Here is a 22,141-nt window from a genome sequence, read left to right on the forward strand (position 1 = left end):
CATCGCGAAGACCTGGCAGGATGTCCGCCGTGAGCGCCGACGACGACGTCCTGGCCATGCCGCTCGCCTTCAGCGGGCAGCGTCTGACCTGGCGCGACCTCCCCCGACCCGTACGAGCCCGGATCGGCGACCTCGCAGGCGCTCAGGTGAGCGCCGAGACCGACGCGACGAGCGGGTTCTCCCCCGGCTTCGCGGCGGTCCTGGAGCTGGCCGACGGTCGGGACGTCTTCGTCAAGGCGGTCTCCCCCGAGCAGAACCCGCACTCGCCCGAGCTCGCGCGCGCCGAGATCCGCAACGCGGCCGCTCTGCCGCCCGAGGTCCCCGCCCCCCGCCTGCTGTGGTCGCACGACGACGGCGACTGGGTGGTCCTCGGCTTCGAGGCCGTGCATGGACGCTCGCCCGTGCTGCCCTGGCGGCCCGACGACCTGGGCGAGGTGCTCGCCACGATCGGCCGCCTCGCCGACGCCGAGCCGCTCGTCGGCCACAGCCTGCCGCGCACCGACGACCAGCTCGCCGACGACTTCCAGGGCTGGCGCCACCTCGCCGCGGGCGACGGCGCGGCGCTCGACGAGCTCGCGCGCGAGGGCGGCACGACAGGCCGGTGGGCGGTCGACTCGCTCGAGCGCCTCGTCCTGCTCGAGCAGGACTCGTTGCCGGCGTGCGCGGGGGACGCGCTCGTGCACGGCGACCTGCGCGCGGACAACGTGATGATCGACGACGACCACAGCCGGGTCTGGCTCATCGACTGGCCGCACGCGAGCGTCGGCGCGCCGTGGCTGGACCTCGCGTTCATGCTGCCGAGCGTCGCACTGCAGGGCGGCGGCGACCCCGCGCTCCTGTTCCGCGGGCACGAGCTGTCGATCGGGGTGTCCGACGACGAGCTGCGGTCCTGCCTCGCGGGGCTCGCGGGCTACTTCGCGTTCGGGAGCGTGCAGCCACCCCCGCCCGGGATCCCCAACCTGCGGGCGTTCCAGCGCGCGCAGGCGTACGCGACCCTGAGCTGGCTGCGCACGCTGTAGCCGCACCCGGCCCGGTCAGTCGCCCAGGCCCGTGCCCACCTGCCGTGCGGCCGCGATCCACGCGTGGTCCTGCGGGACGAGCTTGACCTTGCCCGCGACCTGCGCGAGCGGCACGGCCTCGGTGTCCTCACCGCGTGAGGCGACCATGACCCCGAACTCCCCGCGCGAGACCAGGTCCGCTGCGGCCGCGCCGAGCCGCGAGGCGAGCAGGCGGTCGGCCGCGCACGGCGTCCCCCCGCGCTGCACGTAGCCCAGGATCGTGACGCGCGACTCCAGGCCGGTGGCGGCCTCGAGCTCACGCGCGAGCCGGAACGTGTGCTCGCGCTGCGTGTCCTCGACGTGCCGCAGGTGCGACTTGGCTGCGCGGACCGCCTCGGGGGTCTTGGCGGCCTTGACCAGCAGCTGCGCGGCCTCGTAGTCGGCGGTGTCGTCGGTGTCGCGCGCCCCCTCGGCGACGGCGACCACCGAGAACGTCGAGCCGCGCGCGGTGCGCGCACGGATCGTCTCGGCGATCGACTCGACGGTGTACGGGATCTCCGGGATGAGGATGATGTCCGCACCGCCGGCGATGCCCGCCCCGAGCGTCAGCCAGCCCGCCCGGTGCCCCATGATCTCGGTGAGGATGATCCGGTGGTGGCTGTGCGCCGTGGAGTGCACGCGGTCGATCGCCTCGGTCGCGATCTCCATCGCGGTCGCGAACCCGAACGTGGTGTCGGTCATGGCGATGTCGTTGTCGATCGTCTTCGGCAGCGTGATGACGTTGAGGCCCGCGTCGACCAGGCGCATCGCGTTCTTCGCGGTCCCGCCGCCGCCGAGCATGATGAGCGCGTCCAGCCCGTTGCGCTCGTAGTTCTCGACGACGGTCGGGACCATGTCCCGCACCTCGCCGTCGACGTTCCAGCGGTGGACCTTGTCCCTGCTCGTTCCCAGGATCGTGCCGCCGACCGTGAGGATCCCGGACAGCGCGGCGCCGTCGAGCTCGACGAACCGGTTCTCGACGAGTCCCGTGACGCCGTCCCGGAAGCCGATGAGCTCCATGCCGTAGTGCCCGATCGCGGTCTTGCCGAAGCCGCGGATCGCGGCGTTGAGGCCGGGGCTGTCGCCTCCGGCCGTGAGGATCCCGACGCGCTTCGTCGTCCGTGCGGTCATGACGGCTCCTGTCGTCGCTGAGGGTCAGCCCTTGAGGCGGCGGAGCTCGGCGGTCAGCTGCGGGACGACGGTCGTGAGGTCACCGACGACCCCGAAGTCCGCGATCTCGAAGATCGGTGCGTCCGGGTCGGAGTTGATCGCGACGATCGTGCCCGACGCCTGCATGCCCCCGCGGTGGTGCACCGCACCGGAGACGCCTGCGCCGATGTAGAGACGGGGCGAGATCGTGACGCCCGTCTGGCCGATCTGCGCGTCGTGGCCGATCCAGCCCTCGTCGGTCGCGACGCGCGTCGCACCGACCGCACCGCCGAGCACGTCGGCGAGCTCCTCGAGCGCCGAGAAGTCGCCGTCCGTGCCGCGCCCTCCGGTCACGACGATGTGGGCGCTGCCCAGGTCCGGCCGTCCCGTGGCGGGCCGCTCGGTCCGCTCGACGACGCGCACGCGCGACGCCGCAGGGCTCGCGGTGAACGCGTGCTCACCGACCTGCGGCGCAGCCGCGACGGGCGCCGGCGAGACGACCACGCTGTTCGCCTTGACCAGCACGACCGCGAGCGGCGTGCGCAGCGCGGTGCGCGTGGTCCAGGTGCCCGCGAACACGGTCTTGCCCGCGACCAGCGCGCCGTCGGCACGCTCGAGCGCGTCGGCGTCGGTCACGACGCCCGCGCCGGTCGCCACCGCGAGGTACGCGGCGAGCTCCTTGTTCTCGAACGACGAGACCGCGAGCAGCGTCGTCGCGCCCGTGGCGTCGAGCAGGCTCGCGACGCCCTCGGCGAGGACCGCGGGGACACGCACGTCGGCGTCGCTGGTCAGCCGGTGCACGTGCGTGACGCCGAGCGCGCCGAGCTCGGCCAGCGCGGCCTCGTCGGGCTCCGCACCGTCCGCGGGCCACGCGCCGTGCACGCCGCCGTCGGTCAGGTCGCGCGCGAGCGTGACGAGCTCACGCACCGGGGTGCGCAGCGCGCCCGTGCTGGTGTGGTCGAGCAGGACGAGGATGTCGCTCACGGTGGTCCTCAGATCGGTGTGACGTTCGGCGGTGGGCTCGGCGGGCTCGTCGTCAGACGAGCTGGTTCTCGACGAGGTAGGCGGCGAGCCGCACGCCCGCATCGCCGGTGTCGGTCACGAGCACGCGGTCCTCGCGCGCGGGACGCGGTGCGGCCTCGAGCACCTCGGTACGCGCGCCCGCGGCGCCGACGAGCGTCGGGTCGAGCCCGAGGTCCGCGAGCGTCAACGTCGTCACCGGCTTCTTGCGCGCGGCCATGATGCCCTTGAAGTTGGGGTAGCGCGGCTCGTTGGCCTGGTCCGTCACCGAGACGAGCGCCGGCAGCTCGGCCTCGAGCACCTCGCTCGCGTGGTCGAGGTGGCGCGTCACGCGCACCGTCGACCCCGTCACCTCGAGGCGCGCGGCGAGCGGCAGCGCGGGGACGTCGAGCAGTGCCGCGAGCGCCGTGGGGACCAGCGAGGTGAGGCCGTCGAGCCCCGCCATGCCGGTCACGACCAGGTCCGCGCCGCCCATGTGGGTGATCGCGGCGGCCAGCACGCGTGCGGTGCCGATCGCGTCCGAGCCGGCGACCGCGTCGTCGACGACGTGCACGGCTTCGTCGGCGCCCATCTGCAGACCCTTGCGGACCGCGTCCACCGCGTCGTCCGGGCCCACGGTCACGACGACGACCTCGCCCTCGCCCGCGCTCTCGACGAGGCTGAGCGCGGCCTCGAGCGCGTTCTCGTCGAGCTCGTTCAGCGTGCCGTCACCCCCGTCGCGGACGGTGCGCCCCTCGGCGATCTGGCGGTCCGACTGGATGTCCGGCACGTGCTTGACGCAGACGACGATCTTCACGCCCGGAACGTTACCCTCCGTCCGTCGGGCGCAACTCGGACGGTTCGCCCAGCGGACGCCCGCCCCTCGCCGCTGTCACGTGCGCGACATGGCGCCGACATGCTCGTCGGCCACAATGGGCGCCGTGAACCAGCGACCGACGACCTCCCGCCGCCCCCCACGCCTCGGCGTGCGCCCGGTCGACGGCGGGGTCGAGGTCGCGGTCCTCGCGTCGCACGCGACGGGGGTCGAGCTGTGCCTGTTCGACGGCCACGGCGCGCAGCCGCACACGACCGAGCGCCGCATCCCGCTCGACGGCCCCCACCAGGGCGTGTTCAGCGCGTTCGTCCCCGGCGTCGCGCCCGGCGACCGCTACGGCCTGCGCGTGCACGGCGCGTGGGACCCCGTCCACGGGCTGCGCCACAACCCCGCCAAGCTGCTCGTCGACCCGTGGGCCCGGGGCCTCGAGGGCGAGCTGGGCTACGGGCCGGCCACGTACGGTCACGTGGTCGACGACGAGGGTCGCGGGGACGTGTACGGCCCGGCCGACCCCCGCGACTCCGCCGGCCAGGTGCCGTACGGCGTCGTCGTCGACGAGGCGGCGCTGCCCGGGCCGGACCCGGCCGCCAACCGGCCGTGGGTCCCGTGGGAGAGCACGGTCGTCTACGAGGCGCACGTGCGCGGCCTGACGAGGCTGCACCCCCTGCTGCCGCCCGAGCTGCGCGGCACGTACGCGGGTCTCGCGCACCCCGCGGTCATCGACCACCTGCGCGGCCTCGGGGTGACCACGGTCGAGCTCCTGCCGGTGCACGCGAGCGCCTCCGAGCCGCACCTCGTCGCACGCGGCCTGCGCAACTTCTGGGGGTACAGCACGCTCGGCTTCTTCGCCCCCGAGCCGCGGTACGCGACCGCAGCCGCGCGCGCCGCCGGTCCCGCGGCCGTGCTCGCCGAGCTGCGCGGCGCGGTCCACGCGCTGCACGAGGCCGGCATCGAGGTGCTGCTCGACGTCGTCTACAACCACACGTGCGAGGGCGGCAACCCCGGCCAGCACGTCTCGTGGCGGGGCCTGGACAACACGCTGTACTACTGGCACGACGGCGGCGTCCCCGCGAACCTCGCGGACGTCACGGGCACGGGCAACACGCTCGACTTCCGGCGCACCGAGGTGGTGCGCATGACGCTCGACTCGCTGCGCTACTGGGCGGACGTCGTGGGGGTCGACGGCTTCCGGTTCGACCTCGCCGTGACGCTGGCCCGCGGCCCCGACGGCTACTCGCAGAGCCACCCGCTGCTCGTCGCCGCGGGCACCGACCCGTCCCTGCACGGGCTCAAGCTCGTCGCCGAGCCGTGGGACGTGGGGCCGGGCGGCTGGCGCACGGGGCAGTTCATCCCGCCGTGGGCCGAGTGGAACGACCGGTTCCGCAACGCGGTGCGCTCGTTCTGGCTCGCCGACCCCGCCCGCGCCGCGCACGGCCTGCCCGGCCACCGCGTGCGCGACCTGGCGACGCGCCTGTCCGGCTCGGTCGACCTGTTCGGCCACGGTGACCCGCCCCTCGTGCGCGGCCCGAACGCGTCGGTCAACTTCGTCACCGCGCACGACGGTTTCACGATGGCGGACCTGGTCGCCTACGACCACAAGCACAACTTCGACAACGGCGAGAACAACCGCGACGGCACCGACGACAACCGCTCGTGGAACCACGGCGCCGAGGGTCACGTCGCACCCGACTCGCCGGCCGCGGCGATCGTCCCGCTGCGCCGCCGCTCGATCCGCAACCTGCTCGCGACGCTCGTGCTGGCCGCCGGCACACCCATGATCACGGCGGGCGACGAGATGGGGCGCACGCAGCGGGGCAACAACAACGCGTACTGCCACGACGACGAGCTCACCTGGGTCTCGTGGGACCTCGCGCCGTGGCGCCGGGACCTGCTCGCGAGCGCACGGTGGCTGCTCGCGCTGCGGCGCGAGCACGCCGCGCTGCGCCCGCGCCGGTTCTACACCGGACGTCCCGCCCGCGAGGGTGGCCGCGTCGACCTCGCGTGGTTCGACGCCACCGGGACCGCGTTCGACCACGCCCGGTGGCACGACCCGCAGATCCGCACGCTGCAGATGGTGCGCGCCGTGGACGAGGACGCCGCGGCGACGCCGGACGTCGTGCTCGTCGTCGTCAACGGCGCGCTGCACGAGTCCGAGGTGACGATCGCGGGCGAGGACGGCGACCGGTTCCGGCTCGCGTGGGACTCGGTGTGGGAGCGGCCCGACGACCAGCGCTCGTCAGCCATCGCGGGCGTGCTGCACGTGCAGGCCGGCGAGCTCACCGTGCTGGAGCCGCTGAGCCTGCGCGTCTACGTGCTCGACCGCCCCGATGTCCCAGGTCAGGAGCCCCCGACGACGCCGTCCTGACCACCGTCGTCAGGACCTCGGGCCCACCCCCGCGGCGCCCGGCAGGACCATCCTGGAGGCATGTCAGGGGTCGTGGTCTTCGAGTCGATGTTCGGGTGCACGCGCGCCGTCGCGGAGTCGATCGCCGAGGGCATGACCGCCGCCGGGCTCCCGACGGTGGTGCTCGACGTCGACGACGTCCTGGCGCACGACGACGTCGTGGCCCGCGCCCGGCTGCTCGTCGTCGGCGCACCCACGCACATGCGCGGGCTGAGCACGCCGCGCTCCCGGGCGCTCGCGCGCGCCCGGGGTGGCCAGGGCGACCTGGGCGTCCACGAGTGGCTCGACGCGCTGCCGGGGCTCAGCGGCCGGTCGACCGCGGTGTTCGACACGCGCTCGTGGTCGCGGTTCGCGGGTTCGGCGGGGTCGCGCATCGAGAAGCTCCTGCGTCGCCGGGGCGCCGAGATCATCGCCCCCACGCAGGCGTTCGGCATCGAGGGTGGCGAGGACGGCCGGGCGACGATCGACGACGCCCAGCTCCAGCTCGCACGCGCGTGGGGCGGGTCGCTCGCGGCGCACCTGCTCTCGCCCGTGCACTGACGGACCAGCCGGGACGAGGACCGGAGACCGCCGGGCGGACCGACCGGGCGAACCTCGCGCACCGACCTTCTGGACGGCCGTCCAGCCGGGCTAGGCTGCGCGCCATGGGTACCCACGACGTCGTGGTCGTCGGCGCAGGCCTCGCCGGGCTCGTCGCGACAGCCGAGCTGACCAGGGCCGGTCGCCGCGTGCTCCTGCTCGACGCCGAGAACGCCGCGTCGCTGGGCGGCCAGGCGTTCTGGTCCTTCGGCGGGCTGTTCCTCGTGGACTCCCCCGAGCAGCGCCGCCTCGGCGTGCACGACTCCGCCGAGCTCGCCCTGGCCGACTGGTTCGGCTCCGCGCAGTTCTCCGACGACGGCTCGGACCGGTGGGGCCGGGCGTGGGCGGAGGGGTTCGTCGACTTCGCCTCGGGCGACCTGCGCTCGTGGCTCCACGCGCAGGGCGTGCGGTGGTTCCCCCTCGTGCAGTGGGCCGAGCGCGGCGGCTACACCGCGGGCGGCCACGGGAACTCCGTGCCGCGCTTCCACGTCACGTGGGGCACGGGGCCGGGCATCCTCGAGCCGTTCGTGCGCACGCTGCTCGACGCGCGGGCCGCGGGCCTGGCCGACGTCCGGTTCCGGCACCGCGTGACCGGTCTCGTCGTCACCGACGGCCGCGTCACCGGCGTACGGGGCGACGTGCTGCGCGACGACGCGGTGGCCCGCGCCGTGCCGTCGTCGCGCGAGGTCGTCGACACCTTCGAGCTCAGCGCGGGCGCCGTCGTGATCGCGACCGGAGGCATCGGCGCGAACCACGACCTCGTCCGCGCCACGTGGCCGGCGCACGCGGGCCGCCTGCCCGCGCGCATGCTCTCGGGCGTGCCGGACCACGTCGACGGCTCGGGCATCGCCGCCGCACGCGACGCCGGCGCCGCGGTGGTGCACGCGGACCGCATGTGGCACTACCCCGAGGGCATCACCAACCACTCGCCGGTGTGGACCCGCCACGGCATCCGCATCCTGCCCGGACCGTCGTCGCTGTGGCTGGACGCCGACGGGCAGCGCCTGCCGGTGCCGCTGTTCCCCGGCTTCGACGCGCTCGGCTCGCTCCAGCACCTCACGCAGCGCGGCGACGACCACTCGTGGTTCGTGCTCGACAAGACGATCCTCGGATCGGAGTTCGCGCTGTCCGGCTCGGAGCAGAACCCGGACCTCACGGGCAAGGACGTCAAGCTCCTGCTGCAGCGCGTCAAGCCGGGTGCGGTCGGTCCGGTCGAGGCGTTCGCCGAGCAGTCGCCCGAGTTCCTGTGGGCGGACACGCCCGCCGAGCTCGCCGCGAAGATGAACGCGCTGACCGGCGATGACCGGATCGACGCGGCGGCGCTCGAGCGCACGATCGTCGAGCGCGACCGCCAGGTCTCGTCGGGGCTCGCCAAGGACCTGCAGGTCGTCGCGACCGCGCAGGCGCGGCGCTACGTCGTCGACAAGCTCATCCGGGTCGCCAAGCCGCACCGCCTGCTCGACCCGGCGCACGGCCCGCTGCTCGCGGTGCGGCTGTCCGTCCTGACGCGCAAGACGCTCGGCGGCCTGCACACCGACCTCGAGGGGCGCGTGCTGGCGCCCGACGGCGAGGTGCTGCCCGGGCTGTGGGCCGTGGGCGAGGCGTCGGGCTTCGGCGGCGGCGGCGTGCACGGGCACCGCGCGCTCGAGGGCACGTTCCTCGGCGGCTGCCTGTTCACGGGCCGCACGGTGGGCCGCGCACTCGCGTCCGACGTGTCCTGACGTCGCCCGCGCTTCCGGCGCCGCGAGCAGCACGGCTCGTGCGTCGGACTCGCGCGCTGCAGATGCCTGGGACGGGCACCTGCGGATAGGTTCGGGACGTGACGACCTCCCCCGCCGCACCGGGTCGGCGCCGCAGGACCGCTCGTGCCTCGACACTGGCCGCGCAGGCCGAGCCGCAGCGCGAGACGAGCACCGCGACCGCCCCCGACGCACCGGCCACCGCCGCCCCCTCCCCGACGCCTGCCACCCCCTCCGCGACGCCCGTCGCGCCCGTCCCGACCATCGTCGCCCCCGCCCCCCGCGCGACGACCGTCATCGGCGCCCCGCCCGTCGGTCGCATCCCGGTCCTGGACGTGTTCCCCGTCGCCGAGGCCGGACGGTTCCCCGCCAAGGCGGTCGTCGGCGAGGCCTTCCCGGTCCGGGCGACCGTGTTCCGCGAGGGCCACGACGCGGTCGCGGCGACGGCCGTGCTCGTGGACCCGGACGGCGCGGTGCACGCGCGTGCGGCGATGGTCGACATCGCACCCGGCCTCGACCGGTACGAGGCGCGCCTGGTCCCCGACCGGACGGGCCTGTGGTCGTTCCACGTCGAGGGCTGGTCGGACCCGTACGCGACCTGGGCCCACGACGCGGCCATCAAGGTCGAGGCGGGCATCGACGTCGAGCTCATGCTCGCGGAGGGTGCGCGCCTGCTGGCCCGCGCGGCCGACCGCACGGGCGACGACGCGATGAGCGAGCACGGTGCCGCGACGCTGCGCGAGGCGGTCGAGGCGTTGCGCGACACGCACCGCTTCCCCGGCGAGCGCCTGGCGTGGGCACTGTCGCCGCACGTGCGCCAGGCCCTGTCGCGCGAGCCGCTGCGCGACCTCGTCAGCGCCTCGCCCAGCTACCCGCTCGTCGTCGACCGGCCACTGGCTCTCACGGGCGCGTGGTACGAGCTGTTCCCCCGCTCGCACGGCGCCACGTGGGACGACCACGCGCAGGAGTGGCGCACCGGCACGTTGCGCACCGCGGCCGAGCAGCTGCCGCGCATCGCGTCGATGGGCTTCGACGTCGTCTACCTCACGCCGATCCACCCGATCGGCCTGACGAACCGCAAGGGCCGCAACAACTCGCTCGGCGCGCTCCCGGGCGACCCCGGGTCGCCGTACGCGATCGGCTCGGCCGACGGCGGGCACGACGCGATCGAGCCCGGCCTGGGCACGTTCGAGGACTTCGACGCGTTCGTCGCCCGCGCCCGCGAGCACGGCATGGAGGTCGCGCTCGACATCGCGCTGCAGTGCTCGCCCGACCACCCGTGGGTCACCGAGCACCCCGAGTGGTTCACGACGAGGGTCGACGGCTCGATCGCCTACGCGGAGAACCCGCCCAAGAAGTACCAGGACATCTACCCGCTGAACTTCGACAACGACCCCGCGGGGCTGTACGCCGAGGTCCGCCGGGTGCTGCAGGTGTGGATCGACCACGGCGTGACGCTGTTCCGCGTCGACAACCCGCACACCAAGCCGCTCGACTTCTGGCACTGGCTGCTCGCGGACGTCGCGCGCGACCACCCCGAGGTGATCTTCCTCTCCGAGGCGTTCACGCGCCCCGCGATGATGCAGACGCTCGCGAAGATCGGCTTCCACCAGTCGTACACGTACTTCACGTGGCGCAGCACCAAGCAGGAGCTCGGCGACTACCTGCAGGAGGTCTCGGGCGACCAGGGTGCGTGGATGCGTCCCGCGTTCTGGCCGACGACGCACGACATCCTGCCGCCGTACCTGCAGGGCGCGGGCGGGCAGGCGTGGGCGATCCGCGCGGTGCTGGCCGCGCTGGGCTCGCCGACGTGGGGCGTCTACTCGGGGTACGAGCTGCTCGAGAACGTGCCGCGGCCGGGCGCCGACGAGCAGATCGACAACGAGAAGTACGAGTTCCGCCCGCGGGACTGGTCGCTCGCGCAGCACCTGGGCATGGCGGACCTGATCGGCAAGCTCAACGAGATCCGCCGCGCGCACCCCGCGCTGCACCAGCTGCGCAACCTGCAGGTCCACCCGACGAGCGACGACGCGACGCTCGCGTTCTCCCGGCACCTCGCGGCCGAGCACTCGCCGACGGGCCGGGCGAGCACGGTCGTCGCGATCGTGTCCCTCGACCCGTGGAACGTGCGCGAGGGCGTGGTCGAGCTCGACCTCGCGTCGTTCGGACTGCCCGCGCACGGACCGGTCGTCGCGCACGACGTCCTGCGCGACGAGCACTACACCTGGGGCCCGCAGGTCTACGTCCGCATCGACCCGGCCGAACGGCCCGCACACGTCGTCGTCCTGGAGCACCCGTGACCGAGACCCCCACGTCCGCGGTCGCGCCGGCCCGCCCCCCGACGGGGTCGCTGCCGCGCGTGCGCGAGCCCGCGCCCACCACGTCGCAGATCAAGCTGCCCACGGGCCGCCAGCCGGCCGTGCCGCCGCTGCCGGGCGACGGCCTGGTCGAGGACCCCGACTGGTACCGCACGGCGGTGTTCTACGAGGTGATGCTCCGCAGCTTCTCCGACTCCACGGGCAGTGGCAGCGGTGACCTGCGCGGCCTGATCGACCGCCTCGACTACCTGCAGTGGCTGGGCATCGACTGTCTGTGGCTGCCGCCGTTCTACCCGAGCCCGCTGCGCGACGGCGGGTACGACGTCGCGGACTACACCGCGGTGGCCAGCCAGTACGGCACGCTCGAGGACTTCGTCGAGCTCGTCGAGCAGGCGCACGCGCGTGGCATGCGGGTGGTCGTCGACCTCGTCATGAACCACACGAGCGACGCGCACCCGTGGTTCCAGGCGTCGCGCAGCGACCCGGAGGGCCCGTACGGCGACTTCTACGTGTGGTCCGACGACGCGACGCGCTACCAGGACGCGCGCATCATCTTCGTCGACACCGAGACGTCCAACTGGACGTTCGACCCCGTGCGCCGGCAGTACTTCTGGCACCGCTTCTTCAGCCACCAGCCGGACCTCAACTTCGAGAACCCGCGCGTGCGCGAGGCGATGCTCGACGTCGCGCGGTTCTGGCTGGGCCTGGGCATCGACGGTTTCCGGCTCGACGCGGTGCCCTACCTGTTCGAGGCCGAGGGCACGAACTGCGAGAACCTGCCCGAGACGCACGCGTTCCTGCGCACGGTGCGCGAGATGCTCGACCGCGAGTTCCCCGGCCGCATCATGCTCGCCGAGGCGAACCAGTGGCCCGAGGACGTCGTGCACTACTTCGGTACCGAGCGCGAGCCCGAGTGCCACATGTGCTTCCACTTCCCGGTGATGCCGCGCATCTACTTCTCGATCCGCGACCAGCGTGCGACGCCGATCGTCGACATCCTGGCCGACACCCCGCCGATCCCGGCGGGCGCGCAGTGGAGCACGTTCCTGCGCAACCACGACGAGCTCACGCTCGAGATGGTCTCGACCGAGGAGCGCGCGTCCATGTACGGCTGGTACGCGCCCGACTCGCGCATGCGCGCGAACGTGGGCATCCGCCGCCGCCTCGCGCCGCTGCTGGACAACTCGCGCAAGGAGATCGAGCTCGCGCACGCCCTGCTGCTCTCGCTGCCCGGCAGCCCGTGCCTGTACTACGGCGACGAGATCGGCATGGGCGACAACATCTGGCTGCCGGACCGCGACGCGGTGCGCACGCCGATGCAGTGGACGCCCGACCGCAACGCCGGCTTCTCCGTCGCCGACCCGGGCAAGCTCTACCTGCCGCTCGTGCAGTCGCTCGTCTTCCACTACGGCCACACCAACGTCGAGGCCCAGCTCGCCCAGCCGACGAGCCTGCTGCACTGGGTCCGCGGCATGCTGTCGGTCCGCAAGCAGCACCCGGCGATGGGGCTCGGCGAGTTCCGCGTCGTGCCGAGCGACAACGAGTCGGTGCTGACGTTCACGCGCAGCACCGCCGAGGAGACGGTGCTGGTCGTCGCGAACCTCGCGGCCACCGCACGCTCCGCGCGCGTCACGATCGCGGACGCCCCTGGCGCCGAGCTGCACGACGTGTTCGGCGGTGCGTCGTTCGGGAGCCTCGACGAGACCGGCTCGGCGCGGTTCACGCTCGGCTCGCGCGAGTTCTTCTGGCTCACCGTCCGCCGGGCTCCGCGGTCGGCCCGCACCTCGTCCGTCGACCCACGGCTCCCGGCCGAGACGTGACCATGCTGACGGCACGCGCGCCGGACGCCTCCGACCAGCGGCTGCTCGCCGCGGTCGCTGCGGACCTGCCCACCCGGCGGTGGTTCCCGGTCAAGGGCGCGGCCGCGGACCTGACCGTGCACGCGGTGGTCCCGCTCGTCGACCCGCTCGGTGCGGCCGACGTGCGCGTGCTGCTGGTGGCCGCCCGCTCGGCGCAGGGCGGCGACACGCTCCTGCAGGTCCCGCTCGTGGTCGTCCCGTCCGACGAGCCCGCCGGCACCCCCCTCGGCGACGGCCGGACCGCGCTCGACGGGGTGGCGCACCCCGCGTTCCTGCGCGCCTGGTTCGACCGGGCCGAGGGCCCGTTGGGGCCGCCCGGACCCGTCGACCTCGAGCACGTCGCGGCGATCACGAGCGAGCAGTCGAACTCGTCGGTCGTGCTCGGTGCGACCGAGGGCGGCGCGCCGGGCCGCGCGATCCTCAAGGTCCTGCGTGCGCTGCAGCCCGGCGAGAACCCGGACATCGACGTCCCGCGCCGGCTCGTCGACGAGGGGTACACGGGCGTCCCCGCGCCGGTCGCGTGGCTGCGCGCGTCGTGGCCCGACCTCGCCTCGCCGCACGCCCTCGTCACCGGCTACCTGGGCGTGACGAGCGAGTTCGTCCCGGGCGCTCGCGACGGGTTCGAGCTGGCGTGCGAGCTCGCGGGTGCGCGCGAGCCCTTCGACGCAGGCGCGTACCGGCTGGGCGCGGTGACCGCGCGCATGCACGCGGCGCTCGCGCGCGCTTACCCCACGGTCGCGGACGCCGACGGCCCCGACCGGCTCGCGCAAGCCTTGCTCGAGCGCTTCGCCTGGGCACGGGACGCGGTCGACGAGCTCGAACGGTACCGCCCGGCCGTCGAGCGCGTCGCGCAGCGCGTCCGCGCCCTGCCGAGCACCCCGCCGCGCCAGCGCGTGCACGGCGACCTGCACCTGGGCCAGGTGCTGGCCGTGGACGACGACTGGCTCGTGCTCGACTTCGAGGGCGAGCCTCTCGCCCCGCTCGAGGCCCGCACCCGTCCCGACCTCGCCGTCCGCGACGTCGCCGGACTGCTGCGCTCGCTCGACTACGCCGCCGCGGTCGGCGGGCTGACCGGCGACGAGGCCCACGCGTGGACGACCGGCGCGCGCGCCGCGCTGCTCGCGGGGTACGGCCAGGCGAGCGCGTCGGAGCCGGGTGCGTCGGACGAGCTGCTCACGCGGGTCCTGGAGCTCGACAAGACGCTGTACGAGGCGGTGTACGAGGCACGCAACCGCCCCGCCTGGCTCCCGATCCCGCTCGCGGGCCTCGACCGGCTGACGTCCGGCGCCTGACCGCACCTCTACGCCTGACCGCCCGACGAGGGGCCGCGCCGACGATCAGGCGCTCGCCGTCACCGTCTCGGTCACGTCGAGCGCCATGCGCATGCCGCCGACCCTCGGTGCGAGCTCGGCCTGCAGCACGAGCGCGGCCGCGCCGACCGCCGCCGCCTCGGGCGCGTTCGACGAGATCGCGACGCGGACGGCGTGGCTGGCCCGCGCGAAGAACGAGCGGGACAGGCGCTCCTCGATCACAGGCAGGTACAGCGAGCCCGCGAGCGCGAACGACGGCCCGGTGAGCACCACGTGCGCGACGTCGAGGACGTTCGCGAGGGTCTGCGCGGCGACCGCGAGGTAGCGCGCGGACCGCCGCAGCAGGGCCATGGGCACCTCGTCGCCGCGCGCGGCGGCCCGGGCGAGCTGCGCGAAGTCCTCCGACACGGAGCGCCCGGCGAGCTCGACGCCCTGCTCACGCGCCTGCGCGACCACGGCGGCGGGGCCCGCGAGCGCCTCGACGCACCCCCGGCTCCCGCACCAGCACTCGGGGCCGTCGACCTCGACGCAGATGTGCCCGACCTCGCCCGCGTTCGAGCTCGACCCGCGGTAGACCGTGCCGTCGACGATGATGCCCGCGCCGATGCCCGTGCCCATGTAGAGCGCGGCGAACGCCGAGCCGGTCGGGACGCCGCCGGACCAGTACTCGCCGATCGCGGCCGCGGTCGCGTCGTTGTCGAGCAGGACCGGCAGGCCGACCGCGTGCTCGAGCGCGCCCGCGAGCGGGAACTCGGTCCACGCCTGCATGACGGGCGGGGTCAGGGTCATGCCGGTGCGCACCGCGAGCGGCCCGGGCGAGACGACGCCGAGCCCGAGGATGCGTGCGGGGTCGACGCCGATGCGCGCGACGGTCGCGCGAATCTCGGCGGCGATGCGCGCGACGACCTCGCGTGGGTCGTCGGCGCCCGCGCCGGGCCGGCGCCAGCGCGCGACGATCGCGCCGCCCAGGTTGGCGATCACGTAGGTGATGCCCGCGTGGTCGAGGTGCACCCCCACGGCGTAGCGCGCGAACGGGTCGAGCTCGAGCAGCATGCGGGGCTTGCCGCCGGTGGACTCTGCGCGGCCCACCTCCAGGACGAGGCCGTCGTCGATGAGCTTGCGCACCACGGTCGAGACCGTGGCGCCGGTGAGCCCGGACACGCGGGTGAGCTCGACCCGCGAGATCGTCCCCGCGGCTCTGATGAGGTCGAGGATCGCCGACCTGCTGCTCGCGTGCACGGCGCCGAGCCCCGGCTGGGAGCTGTTCACCGGCCCTCCTGTCCGCCGGGCGACGCGGGACTCGCGCCGCCGGGCCTCATGGTAACGAGCCGCGTCGCGCCCCGGCCGGGACCGACACGACCCGTTGACTTACTTAGTTCAGTGGATTAAGAATGCCACACGGAGCACGGTCCCCGGACCGACGAGGCAAGGACGCCCCTCCACCCACGGCCGGCACGCGCACGTGCCGGGACCACGAGAGGATCACCGATGTTCCCTCAGAAGCGACGCCGCAGGTACGTGTCCCTCGCCGCGATCGGCACCGTGCTCACCCTGGCGGCGGCGTGCGGCAGCGGCTCTGGTGACGAGCCCACCACGCCGGCGACCGGCGCGGACGCCGAGCCGGCTGGCGAGATCACGGTCCTGACCTGGCGCACCGACCTGGTCGAGGACGGCACGTTCGACGAGTACGTCACCGCGTTCAAGGAGAAGTACCCCGACGTCACGAACGTCAAGGTCGAGGGCATCACCGACTACGAGGGCGAGGTGAAGACGCGCATGAACACCGACAACTACGGCGACGTGCTCGCGATCCCCGGCTCGGTCACCCCCGACCAGCTCGGCGACTTCTTCGAGCCGCTCGGCGCGCAGGACGAGCTCGGCGAGGAGTACCGCTGGATCAACGACAAGTCGTTCGAGGGACTGTCCTACGGCATCCCGGTCGTCGGCAACGTGCAGGGCATCGTCTACAACAAGAAGGTCTGGGACGCCGCGGGCGTCACGGCCTTCCCCACCACGACGCAGGAGTTCCTGGCCGACCTGCAGTCGATCAAGGACGCGGGCATCGAGATCGCGCCGCTCTACACCAACTACAAGGACAGCTGGCCGCTGACCCAGTGGGACGGCGCGCGCGGCGCGGTCACCGCGGACCCGGACTACGTCAACAAGATGACGCAGACGGACACCCCGTGGACCGACGAGTCCGACTCGGGCGTGATCGACGGCCTGCTGTACGACGTGGTCGCGCAGGGCCTGACCGAGGCCGACCCGACGACCACCAACTGGGAGCAGTCCAAGCAGCTGCTCGGCACGGGCAAGATCGCGGCGATGGTGCTCGGTTCCTGGGCGATCCCGCAGATGGCGGCGGCCGCCGAGGCCGCGGGGGCGAGCGCCGACGACATCGCCTACATGCCGTTCCCCGCGCAGGTCGACGGGACGTTCCACGCGGTCGCGGGCGGCGACTACAACCTCGGCATCAACGTGCACTCGTCGAACAAGGTCACCGCGCGTGCGTGGATCGACTGGTTCAACCACGACTCGGGCTTCTCCGAGTCGCAGGTGGGCCTCTCGCCGCTCGTCGACGGCCCCGTGCCCGCCGCGCTGCAGGGCTTCGTCGACGAGGTCGAGCTGCTCACGATGAACGCGGCACCGGCGGGCAAGGAGTCGCTGTTCGCCGACATCGACACCGCGTCCGGCATCGTGACGACCGACCCGAAGTATCGGCAGAAGATCGTCGACGACGCCCGGTCGGGCTCCCGGACCAAGGAGCAGGTCCTCACCGACCTCAACGCCGCGTGGGCGAAGGGCCGCGCGGAGGTCGGCTCCTGAGGTCCCGCAGGATGACCACCGCTGCCACGGGCCTGCGCGGCCCGACGACCGCGGCGGACACGCCCGACGCCCGTGCCGCCCGGGAGCCGCACCCGGGTGGCACGGGCGGGGCCCGCCGACGCCGACGCCTCGTCCCCTACCTGTTCCTCGCGATCCCCGTCGGCCTGCTGGTCCTGCTCACGTACGTCCCCGTCGTGAACATGTTCTGGTACTCCGTGACCGACTGGGACGGCCTCGACAAGGTCAAGACCTTCGTCGGCGCCGACAACTACCGCGAGGTGTTCACGGACCCGGACAACGTGCGGGTCTTCTGGGTCTCGCTGTACTACTTCGTCGGCTCGTTCGTGCAGATGGTCGTCGCGCTGTACTTCGCGACGATCCTGTCGTTCCGGATCCGGTTCAAGAACCTCTGGAAGGGCATCCTGTTCTTCCCGTACCTCATCAACGGCGTCGCGATCGGGCTGATCTTCCTCAACTTCCTGCGCCCCGCGGGCGGGCTCGACTCCACGCTGACAGCGGTCGGGCTCGAGTCGCTCGTGCGGCAGTGGACGGGCGACCCCGACATCGCGAACGTCACGCTCGCGGGCGTCTCCGTGTGGCGGTACATGGGACTGAACTTCGTGATGTTCCTCGGCGCGATCCAGTCGATCAGCAGCGAGGTGTACGAGGCGGCCGAGATCGACGGCGCGAGCCGCTGGCACGAGTTCTGGTTCATCATCCTGCCGTCGATCCGCCCGATCGTCGGGCTCTCGCTGATCCTGGCGATCTCGGGTTCGCTGTCGGTCTACGAGATCCCGAAGGTCATGACGGACGGCGGCAACGGCACCGAGACGTTCGTGATGCGCACGGTCTGGATGGCGTTCAACCGCGGCATGGTCGGGCTCGCTTCCGCGATGGCGGTCGTGCTGCTGCTGATCGTGCTCGTCATCACCTGGATCCAGCGGCTCGTGCTGCCTGACGACGAGGTGGACCTCGCATGATCCGCGCCGCCACCAGCACCGTGAAGTACGTCAGCCTCGTGCTCGCGTCGATCGTGATGCTCCTGCCGATCGTGCTGATCGTCGTCGGGTCCTTCAAGACGAACCAGGAGTTCCTGACGACCGGCCCGTTCACGGCACCCGAGAGCTGGACCAACGTCTCGAACTACGCGACCGCGTTCACGCGAGGCGGGATGATGCGCGGGTTCGTCAACACCGTCGTCATCTTCGGCGTCGCCATCGCCGGCACGATCCTGATCGGCGCCGCGACGGCCTACGCGCTCGACCGGTTCCGGTTCGCCGGGCGGCGCGGTGTGCTCAACCTGTTCCTGCTGGCCACCCTGGTCCCCGGCGTGACCACGCAGGTCGCGACGTTCCAGATCATCAACTGGCTCGGCCTCTACGACAGCCAGGGCGCGCTGATCCTGCTGTTCATGGGTACGGACATCATCTCGATCTACATCTTCCTGCAGTTCGTCCGCAGCATCCCGAGGTCGCTCGACGAGGCCGCGACGATCGACGGAGCGGGCCACCTGCGGATCTTCTTCACGATCATCCTGCCCAACCTGAAGCCCGCGATCGCGACCGTGGTGATCATCAAGGGGATCGGCATCTACAACGAGTTCTTCCTGCCCTTCCTCTACATCACCGACCCGGACAAGCGCCCGATCTCGACCGCCCTGTTCGCGTTCAAGGGCCCGTTCGGCTCGCAGTGGGAGGTCATCTCGGCTGGCGTGGTCATCACGATCGTCCCGATCCTGGTCCTGTTCCTCTTCCTGCAGCGGTTCATCTACAACGGCTTCACCGCGGGAGCGACCAAGTAGCGCCCACGCACCCGCCTCGACGACGAGGCCCCGGCCCACCCGCTCACCGCGCACCACTCGGAGCTCTCCTGATGACGCACACCGACCTCGTCGACGGCTGGCGCCTGACCGCCACCGCCGGCACCCCCGACGACCTGGACGACGCCCTCGCGGCGGCGCTGGCCGCCGGCGTCCCCGCGGCCGTCCCCGGCACGAGCCACACGGCCCTGCTCGACGCGGGCCTCATCCCGGACCCGTACCTCGACCGCAACGAGGAGGCCCTCGCGTGGATGCGGCACGTGGACTGGCGCTACGTGCGTCCGCTCGTGGAGGCCGCGCCCGACGGCGACGAGCGCGTCGACCTCGCGTTCGACGGCATCGACACCGTCGCGACGATCTCGCTCGTCGGCGCCGACGGCGCGGTGCACGAGGTCGGGCGGACCGCGAACCAGCACCGCTCCTTCCGGTTCGACGTGCGTGACCTCGTGGGCTCCGCGGTCGAGCTCCGGGTGGACCTGACCTCCGCGCTGCACCACGCGCAGGCGCTCGAGGCCCGGCTCGGGCACCGCCCGCTGGCCTACCCGCAGCCGTACAACATGGTCCGCAAGATGGCCTGCTCGTTCGGCTGGGACTGGGGGCCCGACCTGCAGACGGCCGGGCTGTGGCGCCCCGCGCGCGTCGAGCGCTGGCGCGTCGCGCGCCTGGCGCAGGTGCGTCCGCTCGTCACGCTCGCCGCGGACGGCACGGGCCGGGCCGAGCTCCACGTCACGGTCGAGCGCTCGGGACTGCCCGGCGGCGACGCGCCGCTCGCGGTGCGCGCGCGCGTCGCGGACGTCGAGGTCACGGGCACGATCGCGCCGGGGCACCTGGAGGGCACCCTCGTCGTCGAGGTCCCCGACGCGCCCGTGTGGTGGCCCGTCGGCCACGGCGCCCAGCCGCTCGTCGACGCGAGCATCGAGCTCACCTCCGGCGGCGCGGTGCTCGGCCGGTGGCACCGCAGGATCGGCTTCCGTGACGTCGCCGTGGACCGCCGCCGCGACGCGCACGGCACGCGCTTCACGCTCGTCGTCAACGGCCGGGAGGTGTTCGTCCGCGGCGCGAACTGGATCCCCGACGACCACCTGCTCACGCGCATCACGCGCGACCGGCTCGCGCGGCGGCTCGACCAGGCCCTCGGCGCGCACCTCAACCTGGTGCGCGTCTGGGGCGGCGGGATCTACGAGAGCGACGACTTCTACGAGCTGTGCGACGAGCGGGGCCTGCTGGTCTGGCAGGACTTCCTGCTCGCGTGCGCCGCGTACCCGCAGGAGTCGCCGCTGCTCGAGGAGATCGAGGCCGAGGCCCGCGAGAACGTCGTCCGCCTCGCGCCCCACCCGAGCCTCGTGATCTGGAACGGCGGCAACGAGAACGTCTGGGGCCACGAGGACTGGGGGTGGAAGGACGAGCTCGGGGACCTCACGTGGGGCCTGCGGTACGCCGCTGAGATCTTCCCCGCGGTCGTCGCCGAGCTCGACCCGACCCGGCCGTACAGCGACAACAGCCCCTCCTCCCCCGGCTTCGCCCCCGACGAGGTGCACCCGTGCGACCCCGACCACGGCACGCACCACCAGTGGGAGGTGTGGAACCGCGTCGACTACACGCACTACCGCGACGACGTGCCGCGGTTCTGCTCGGAGTTCGGCTTCCAGGGCCCGCCCACCTGGGCCACGCTGGAACGCGCGGTGCGCGACGAGCGCGGCGTCATGGTGACCGACAAGCACGACCCGACGTTCCTGCTGCACCAGAAGGCCGACGACGGCAACGGGAAGCTCGGCCGTGGGCTGGCGCCGCACCTCGGCGTGCCCGACGACTTCGCCGACTGGCACTGGGCCACGCAGCTCAACCAGGCGCGCGCCGTCGCGTTCGCGACCGAGCACCACCGCTCGTGGTGGCCGCGCACCGCCGGCTCGATCGTGTGGCAGCTCAACGACTGCTGGCCGGTCACGTCGTGGGCCGCGGTGGACGGCGACGAGCGCCCCAAGCCCCTGTGGTGGGCGCTGCGGCACGCGAACGCGCCCCGGCTGCTCACCGTCCAGCCACGCGACGACCGGCTGGTGGTCGCGGTCGTCAACGACACCGGCGAGCCGTGGACGGGCCGGCTGGACGTCGAGCGCGAGTCGCTGACCGGCGACGAGCGCGCACGCGTCGCGCTCGAGGTCGCGGTCCAGCCGCGCTCGGTCGGCCTGGTCCCGCTGCCCGACGACGTCGCCGTCCCCGACGACGACACGTCGGAGGCCCTCGTCGTCCGGCTCGACGACCAGCGCGCCGTGCACGTGTGGCGCGAGGACGTCGACCTGCGCCTCGACCCCTCCCCGCTCACCGCGAGCGCCGCACCGGTCGCGGGCGGGTACGAGGTCACGGTGCGGGCCCGGTCGCTCGCGCGTGACGTCACGCTGCTCGTCGACCGGCTCGACCCGGCCGCGACGGTCGACGACGCGCTCGTCGACCTGGCCGCCGGCACGAGCGTCACGTTCCGCGTGCGCACCGACGCGGCGCTCGACCTCGACGCGCTGACGTCCCGACCCGTGCTGCGCAGCGCGAACGACGTGGTGGTGGTGACCGCGCCGATAGGCTCGCGGGCGTGACGCACGCAGACGCCGTCGGGCTCGTGCTGGCGCGGCCCGCCCGCCTGCTGGGCATCGAGCCGTTCTTCGCCGAGCTCATCTCGGGCATCGAGGAGCGGCTCTCCGGCGAGGGCCGTTCGCTGCTGCTGCACGTGGTGCCGGACCACGACGCGGAGATCGCCGCGTACCGGCGCTGGGCGGACGGCGGCGTCGACGCGGTGGTCGTCGTCAACGTCGCGCTCGTCGACAAGCGCCTGGACGTGCTCACCGAACTCGGCATCCCGACCGTCGTCGTCGGCGGCCCCACGCCCGACCTGCCCTTCACCAACGTGTGGATCGACAACGGGCGCGCGATGCGCGACGCCGCGGGCCACCTCGCGGCGCTGGGTCACCGGCGCCTCGCGCGCGTGTCCGGACCGGCCGCGCTCGCGCACACGCAGGCCCGCACGGACGCGTTCGTCTCCGAGTGCGAGCGGCTCGGCGTGCAGGGGGTCGTCGTCGAGGGCGACTACCTCGAGGAGTCCGGCACGCGCGCGACCCGCTCGCTGCTGGGTCGGGGCGCGCCGCCGTCGGCGATCGTCTACGACAACGACGTGATGGCGATCGCGGGCCTGCAGGTCGCCGCCGAGATGGGCGTCCCGGTCCCCGACCGGCTGTCGCTGCTCGCGTGGGACGACTCCGCGCTGTGCCGGCTCGCGCACCC

16 protein-coding genes are annotated in these 22,141 nt (G+C 73.3%); 12 read left to right on the top strand and 4 right to left on the bottom strand.

The features are described from left to right. The first annotated feature begins 20 nt into the window (after positions 1-20). Complete coding sequence (locus CGE01nite_RS11400; protein ID WP_048343770.1) at positions 21-1,019, top strand: phosphotransferase family protein; 999 nt, start codon at positions 21-23, stop codon at positions 1,017-1,019. 15 nt (positions 1,020-1,034) lie between these two features. On the opposite strand, the gene CGE01nite_RS11405 is transcribed toward CGE01nite_RS11400, so the two are convergent. From CGE01nite_RS11405 to CGE01nite_RS11415, 3 genes are read right to left on the bottom strand one after another with little or no spacing between them, the layout of a single operon-like run. Then, positions 1,035-2,168, bottom strand: coding sequence for an ATP-dependent 6-phosphofructokinase (locus CGE01nite_RS11405; protein WP_141371040.1), 1,134 nt, complete (start codon positions 2,166-2,168; stop codon positions 1,035-1,037). Between the two features lie 24 nt (positions 2,169-2,192). Further along, positions 2,193-3,170, bottom strand: a complete 978-nt coding sequence (locus CGE01nite_RS11410; protein WP_048343769.1) for an electron transfer flavoprotein subunit alpha/FixB family protein — start codon at positions 3,168-3,170, stop codon at positions 2,193-2,195. Between the two features lie 52 nt (positions 3,171-3,222). Further along, complete coding sequence (locus tag CGE01nite_RS11415; RefSeq protein ID WP_141371042.1) at positions 3,223-4,002, bottom strand: electron transfer flavoprotein subunit beta/FixA family protein; 780 nt, start codon at positions 4,000-4,002, stop codon at positions 3,223-3,225. A 115-nt stretch (positions 4,003-4,117) separates the two neighbouring features. Between CGE01nite_RS11415 and glgX the strand changes: the two genes are divergently transcribed. The 6 genes from glgX to CGE01nite_RS11445 all read left to right on the top strand — a co-directional run bounded on the left by glgX (position 4,118) and on the right by CGE01nite_RS11445 (position 14,211). Next, positions 4,118-6,385 (top strand): glycogen debranching protein GlgX, encoded by a 2,268-nt coding sequence (gene glgX, locus CGE01nite_RS11420; protein ID WP_141371044.1) that lies wholly within the window; start codon positions 4,118-4,120, stop codon positions 6,383-6,385. A gap of 60 nt (positions 6,386-6,445) precedes the next feature. Beyond that, entirely contained in the window at positions 6,446-6,964 is a 519-nt protein-coding gene (locus CGE01nite_RS11425) for a flavodoxin family protein (RefSeq protein WP_048343766.1), read from the top strand. Between the two features lie 104 nt (positions 6,965-7,068). After that, positions 7,069-8,724, top strand: a complete 1,656-nt coding sequence (locus CGE01nite_RS11430) for an FAD-binding dehydrogenase (RefSeq protein WP_141371046.1) — start codon at positions 7,069-7,071, stop codon at positions 8,722-8,724. A 98-nt stretch (positions 8,725-8,822) separates the two neighbouring features. Beyond that, positions 8,823-11,042 carry an alpha-1,4-glucan--maltose-1-phosphate maltosyltransferase gene (locus CGE01nite_RS11435; RefSeq protein ID WP_417282010.1) on the top strand — a complete coding sequence of 740 codons (2,220 nt, stop codon included), beginning with the start codon at positions 8,823-8,825 and terminating at the stop codon, positions 11,040-11,042. Between the two features lie 95 nt (positions 11,043-11,137). After that, positions 11,138-12,880, top strand: a complete 1,743-nt coding sequence (gene treS / locus CGE01nite_RS11440) for a maltose alpha-D-glucosyltransferase (protein WP_229747481.1) — start codon at positions 11,138-11,140, stop codon at positions 12,878-12,880. Between the two features lie 2 nt (positions 12,881-12,882). Then, positions 12,883-14,211, top strand: coding sequence for a maltokinase N-terminal cap-like domain-containing protein (locus CGE01nite_RS11445; protein ID WP_048343801.1), 1,329 nt, complete (start codon positions 12,883-12,885; stop codon positions 14,209-14,211). Positions 14,212-14,256: 45 nt separating this feature from the next. Here the strand turns inward: CGE01nite_RS11445 and CGE01nite_RS11450 are convergent, their stop codons facing one another. Beyond that, on the bottom strand, positions 14,257-15,498 hold the full coding sequence (locus CGE01nite_RS11450) for an ROK family transcriptional regulator (protein WP_141371048.1): 1,242 nt from the start codon (positions 15,496-15,498) through the stop codon (positions 14,257-14,259). A 219-nt stretch (positions 15,499-15,717) separates the two neighbouring features. On the opposite strand from CGE01nite_RS11450, the gene CGE01nite_RS11455 reads away from it, so the two are divergent. From CGE01nite_RS11455 to CGE01nite_RS11475, 5 genes are all read left to right on the top strand, one after another. Continuing rightward, positions 15,718-17,055, top strand: a complete 1,338-nt coding sequence (locus tag CGE01nite_RS11455) for an ABC transporter substrate-binding protein (RefSeq protein WP_048343763.1) — start codon at positions 15,718-15,720, stop codon at positions 17,053-17,055. Positions 17,056-17,066: 11 nt separating this feature from the next. After that, entirely contained in the window at positions 17,067-18,035 is a 969-nt protein-coding gene (locus CGE01nite_RS11460) for a carbohydrate ABC transporter permease (RefSeq protein WP_141371050.1), read from the top strand. Then, a complete protein-coding gene (locus tag CGE01nite_RS11465; protein WP_048343761.1) occupies positions 18,032-18,856 on the top strand; it encodes a carbohydrate ABC transporter permease in 825 nt (274 codons plus the stop codon). The genes CGE01nite_RS11460 and CGE01nite_RS11465 overlap by 4 nt, the downstream gene beginning before the upstream one ends. Positions 18,857-18,927: 71 nt before the next feature. Then, positions 18,928-21,459 carry a glycoside hydrolase family 2 protein gene (locus tag CGE01nite_RS11470; RefSeq protein WP_174773446.1) on the top strand — a complete coding sequence of 844 codons (2,532 nt, stop codon included), beginning with the start codon at positions 18,928-18,930 and terminating at the stop codon, positions 21,457-21,459. Beyond that, the coding region (locus CGE01nite_RS11475) for a LacI family DNA-binding transcriptional regulator (RefSeq protein WP_141371052.1) at positions 21,456-22,141 on the top strand (686 nt) is incomplete at its 3' end. The genes CGE01nite_RS11470 and CGE01nite_RS11475, both read left to right, overlap by 4 nt.

This window comes from Cellulomonas gelida (assembly GCF_006538725.1).
GTDB classification, from domain to species: Bacteria; Actinomycetota; Actinomycetes; order Actinomycetales; family Cellulomonadaceae; genus Cellulomonas; species Cellulomonas gelida.

What these genes read in the sequence shown, in the direction of transcription:
- CGE01nite_RS11400 (WP_048343770.1), top strand. Translation starts at nt 21, where the DNA reads ATGTCCGCCGTGAGCGCCGACGACGACGTCCTGGCCATGCCGCTCGCC.
- CGE01nite_RS11405 (WP_141371040.1), bottom strand. Translation starts at nt 2,168, where the DNA reads ATGACCGCACGGACGACGAAGCGCGTCGGGATCCTCACGGCCGGAGGC.
- glgX (WP_141371044.1), top strand. Translation starts at nt 4,118, where the DNA reads ATGGGCGCCGTGAACCAGCGACCGACGACCTCCCGCCGCCCCCCACGC.
- CGE01nite_RS11425 (WP_048343766.1), top strand. Translation starts at nt 6,446, where the DNA reads ATGTCAGGGGTCGTGGTCTTCGAGTCGATGTTCGGGTGCACGCGCGCC.
- CGE01nite_RS11430 (WP_141371046.1), top strand. Translation starts at nt 7,069, where the DNA reads ATGGGTACCCACGACGTCGTGGTCGTCGGCGCAGGCCTCGCCGGGCTC.
- CGE01nite_RS11445 (WP_048343801.1), top strand. Translation starts at nt 12,883, where the DNA reads ATGCTGACGGCACGCGCGCCGGACGCCTCCGACCAGCGGCTGCTCGCC.
- CGE01nite_RS11455 (WP_048343763.1), top strand. Translation starts at nt 15,718, where the DNA reads ATGTTCCCTCAGAAGCGACGCCGCAGGTACGTGTCCCTCGCCGCGATC.
- CGE01nite_RS11460 (WP_141371050.1), top strand. Translation starts at nt 17,067, where the DNA reads ATGACCACCGCTGCCACGGGCCTGCGCGGCCCGACGACCGCGGCGGAC.
- CGE01nite_RS11465 (WP_048343761.1), top strand. Translation starts at nt 18,032, where the DNA reads ATGATCCGCGCCGCCACCAGCACCGTGAAGTACGTCAGCCTCGTGCTC.
- CGE01nite_RS11470 (WP_174773446.1), top strand. Translation starts at nt 18,928, where the DNA reads ATGACGCACACCGACCTCGTCGACGGCTGGCGCCTGACCGCCACCGCC.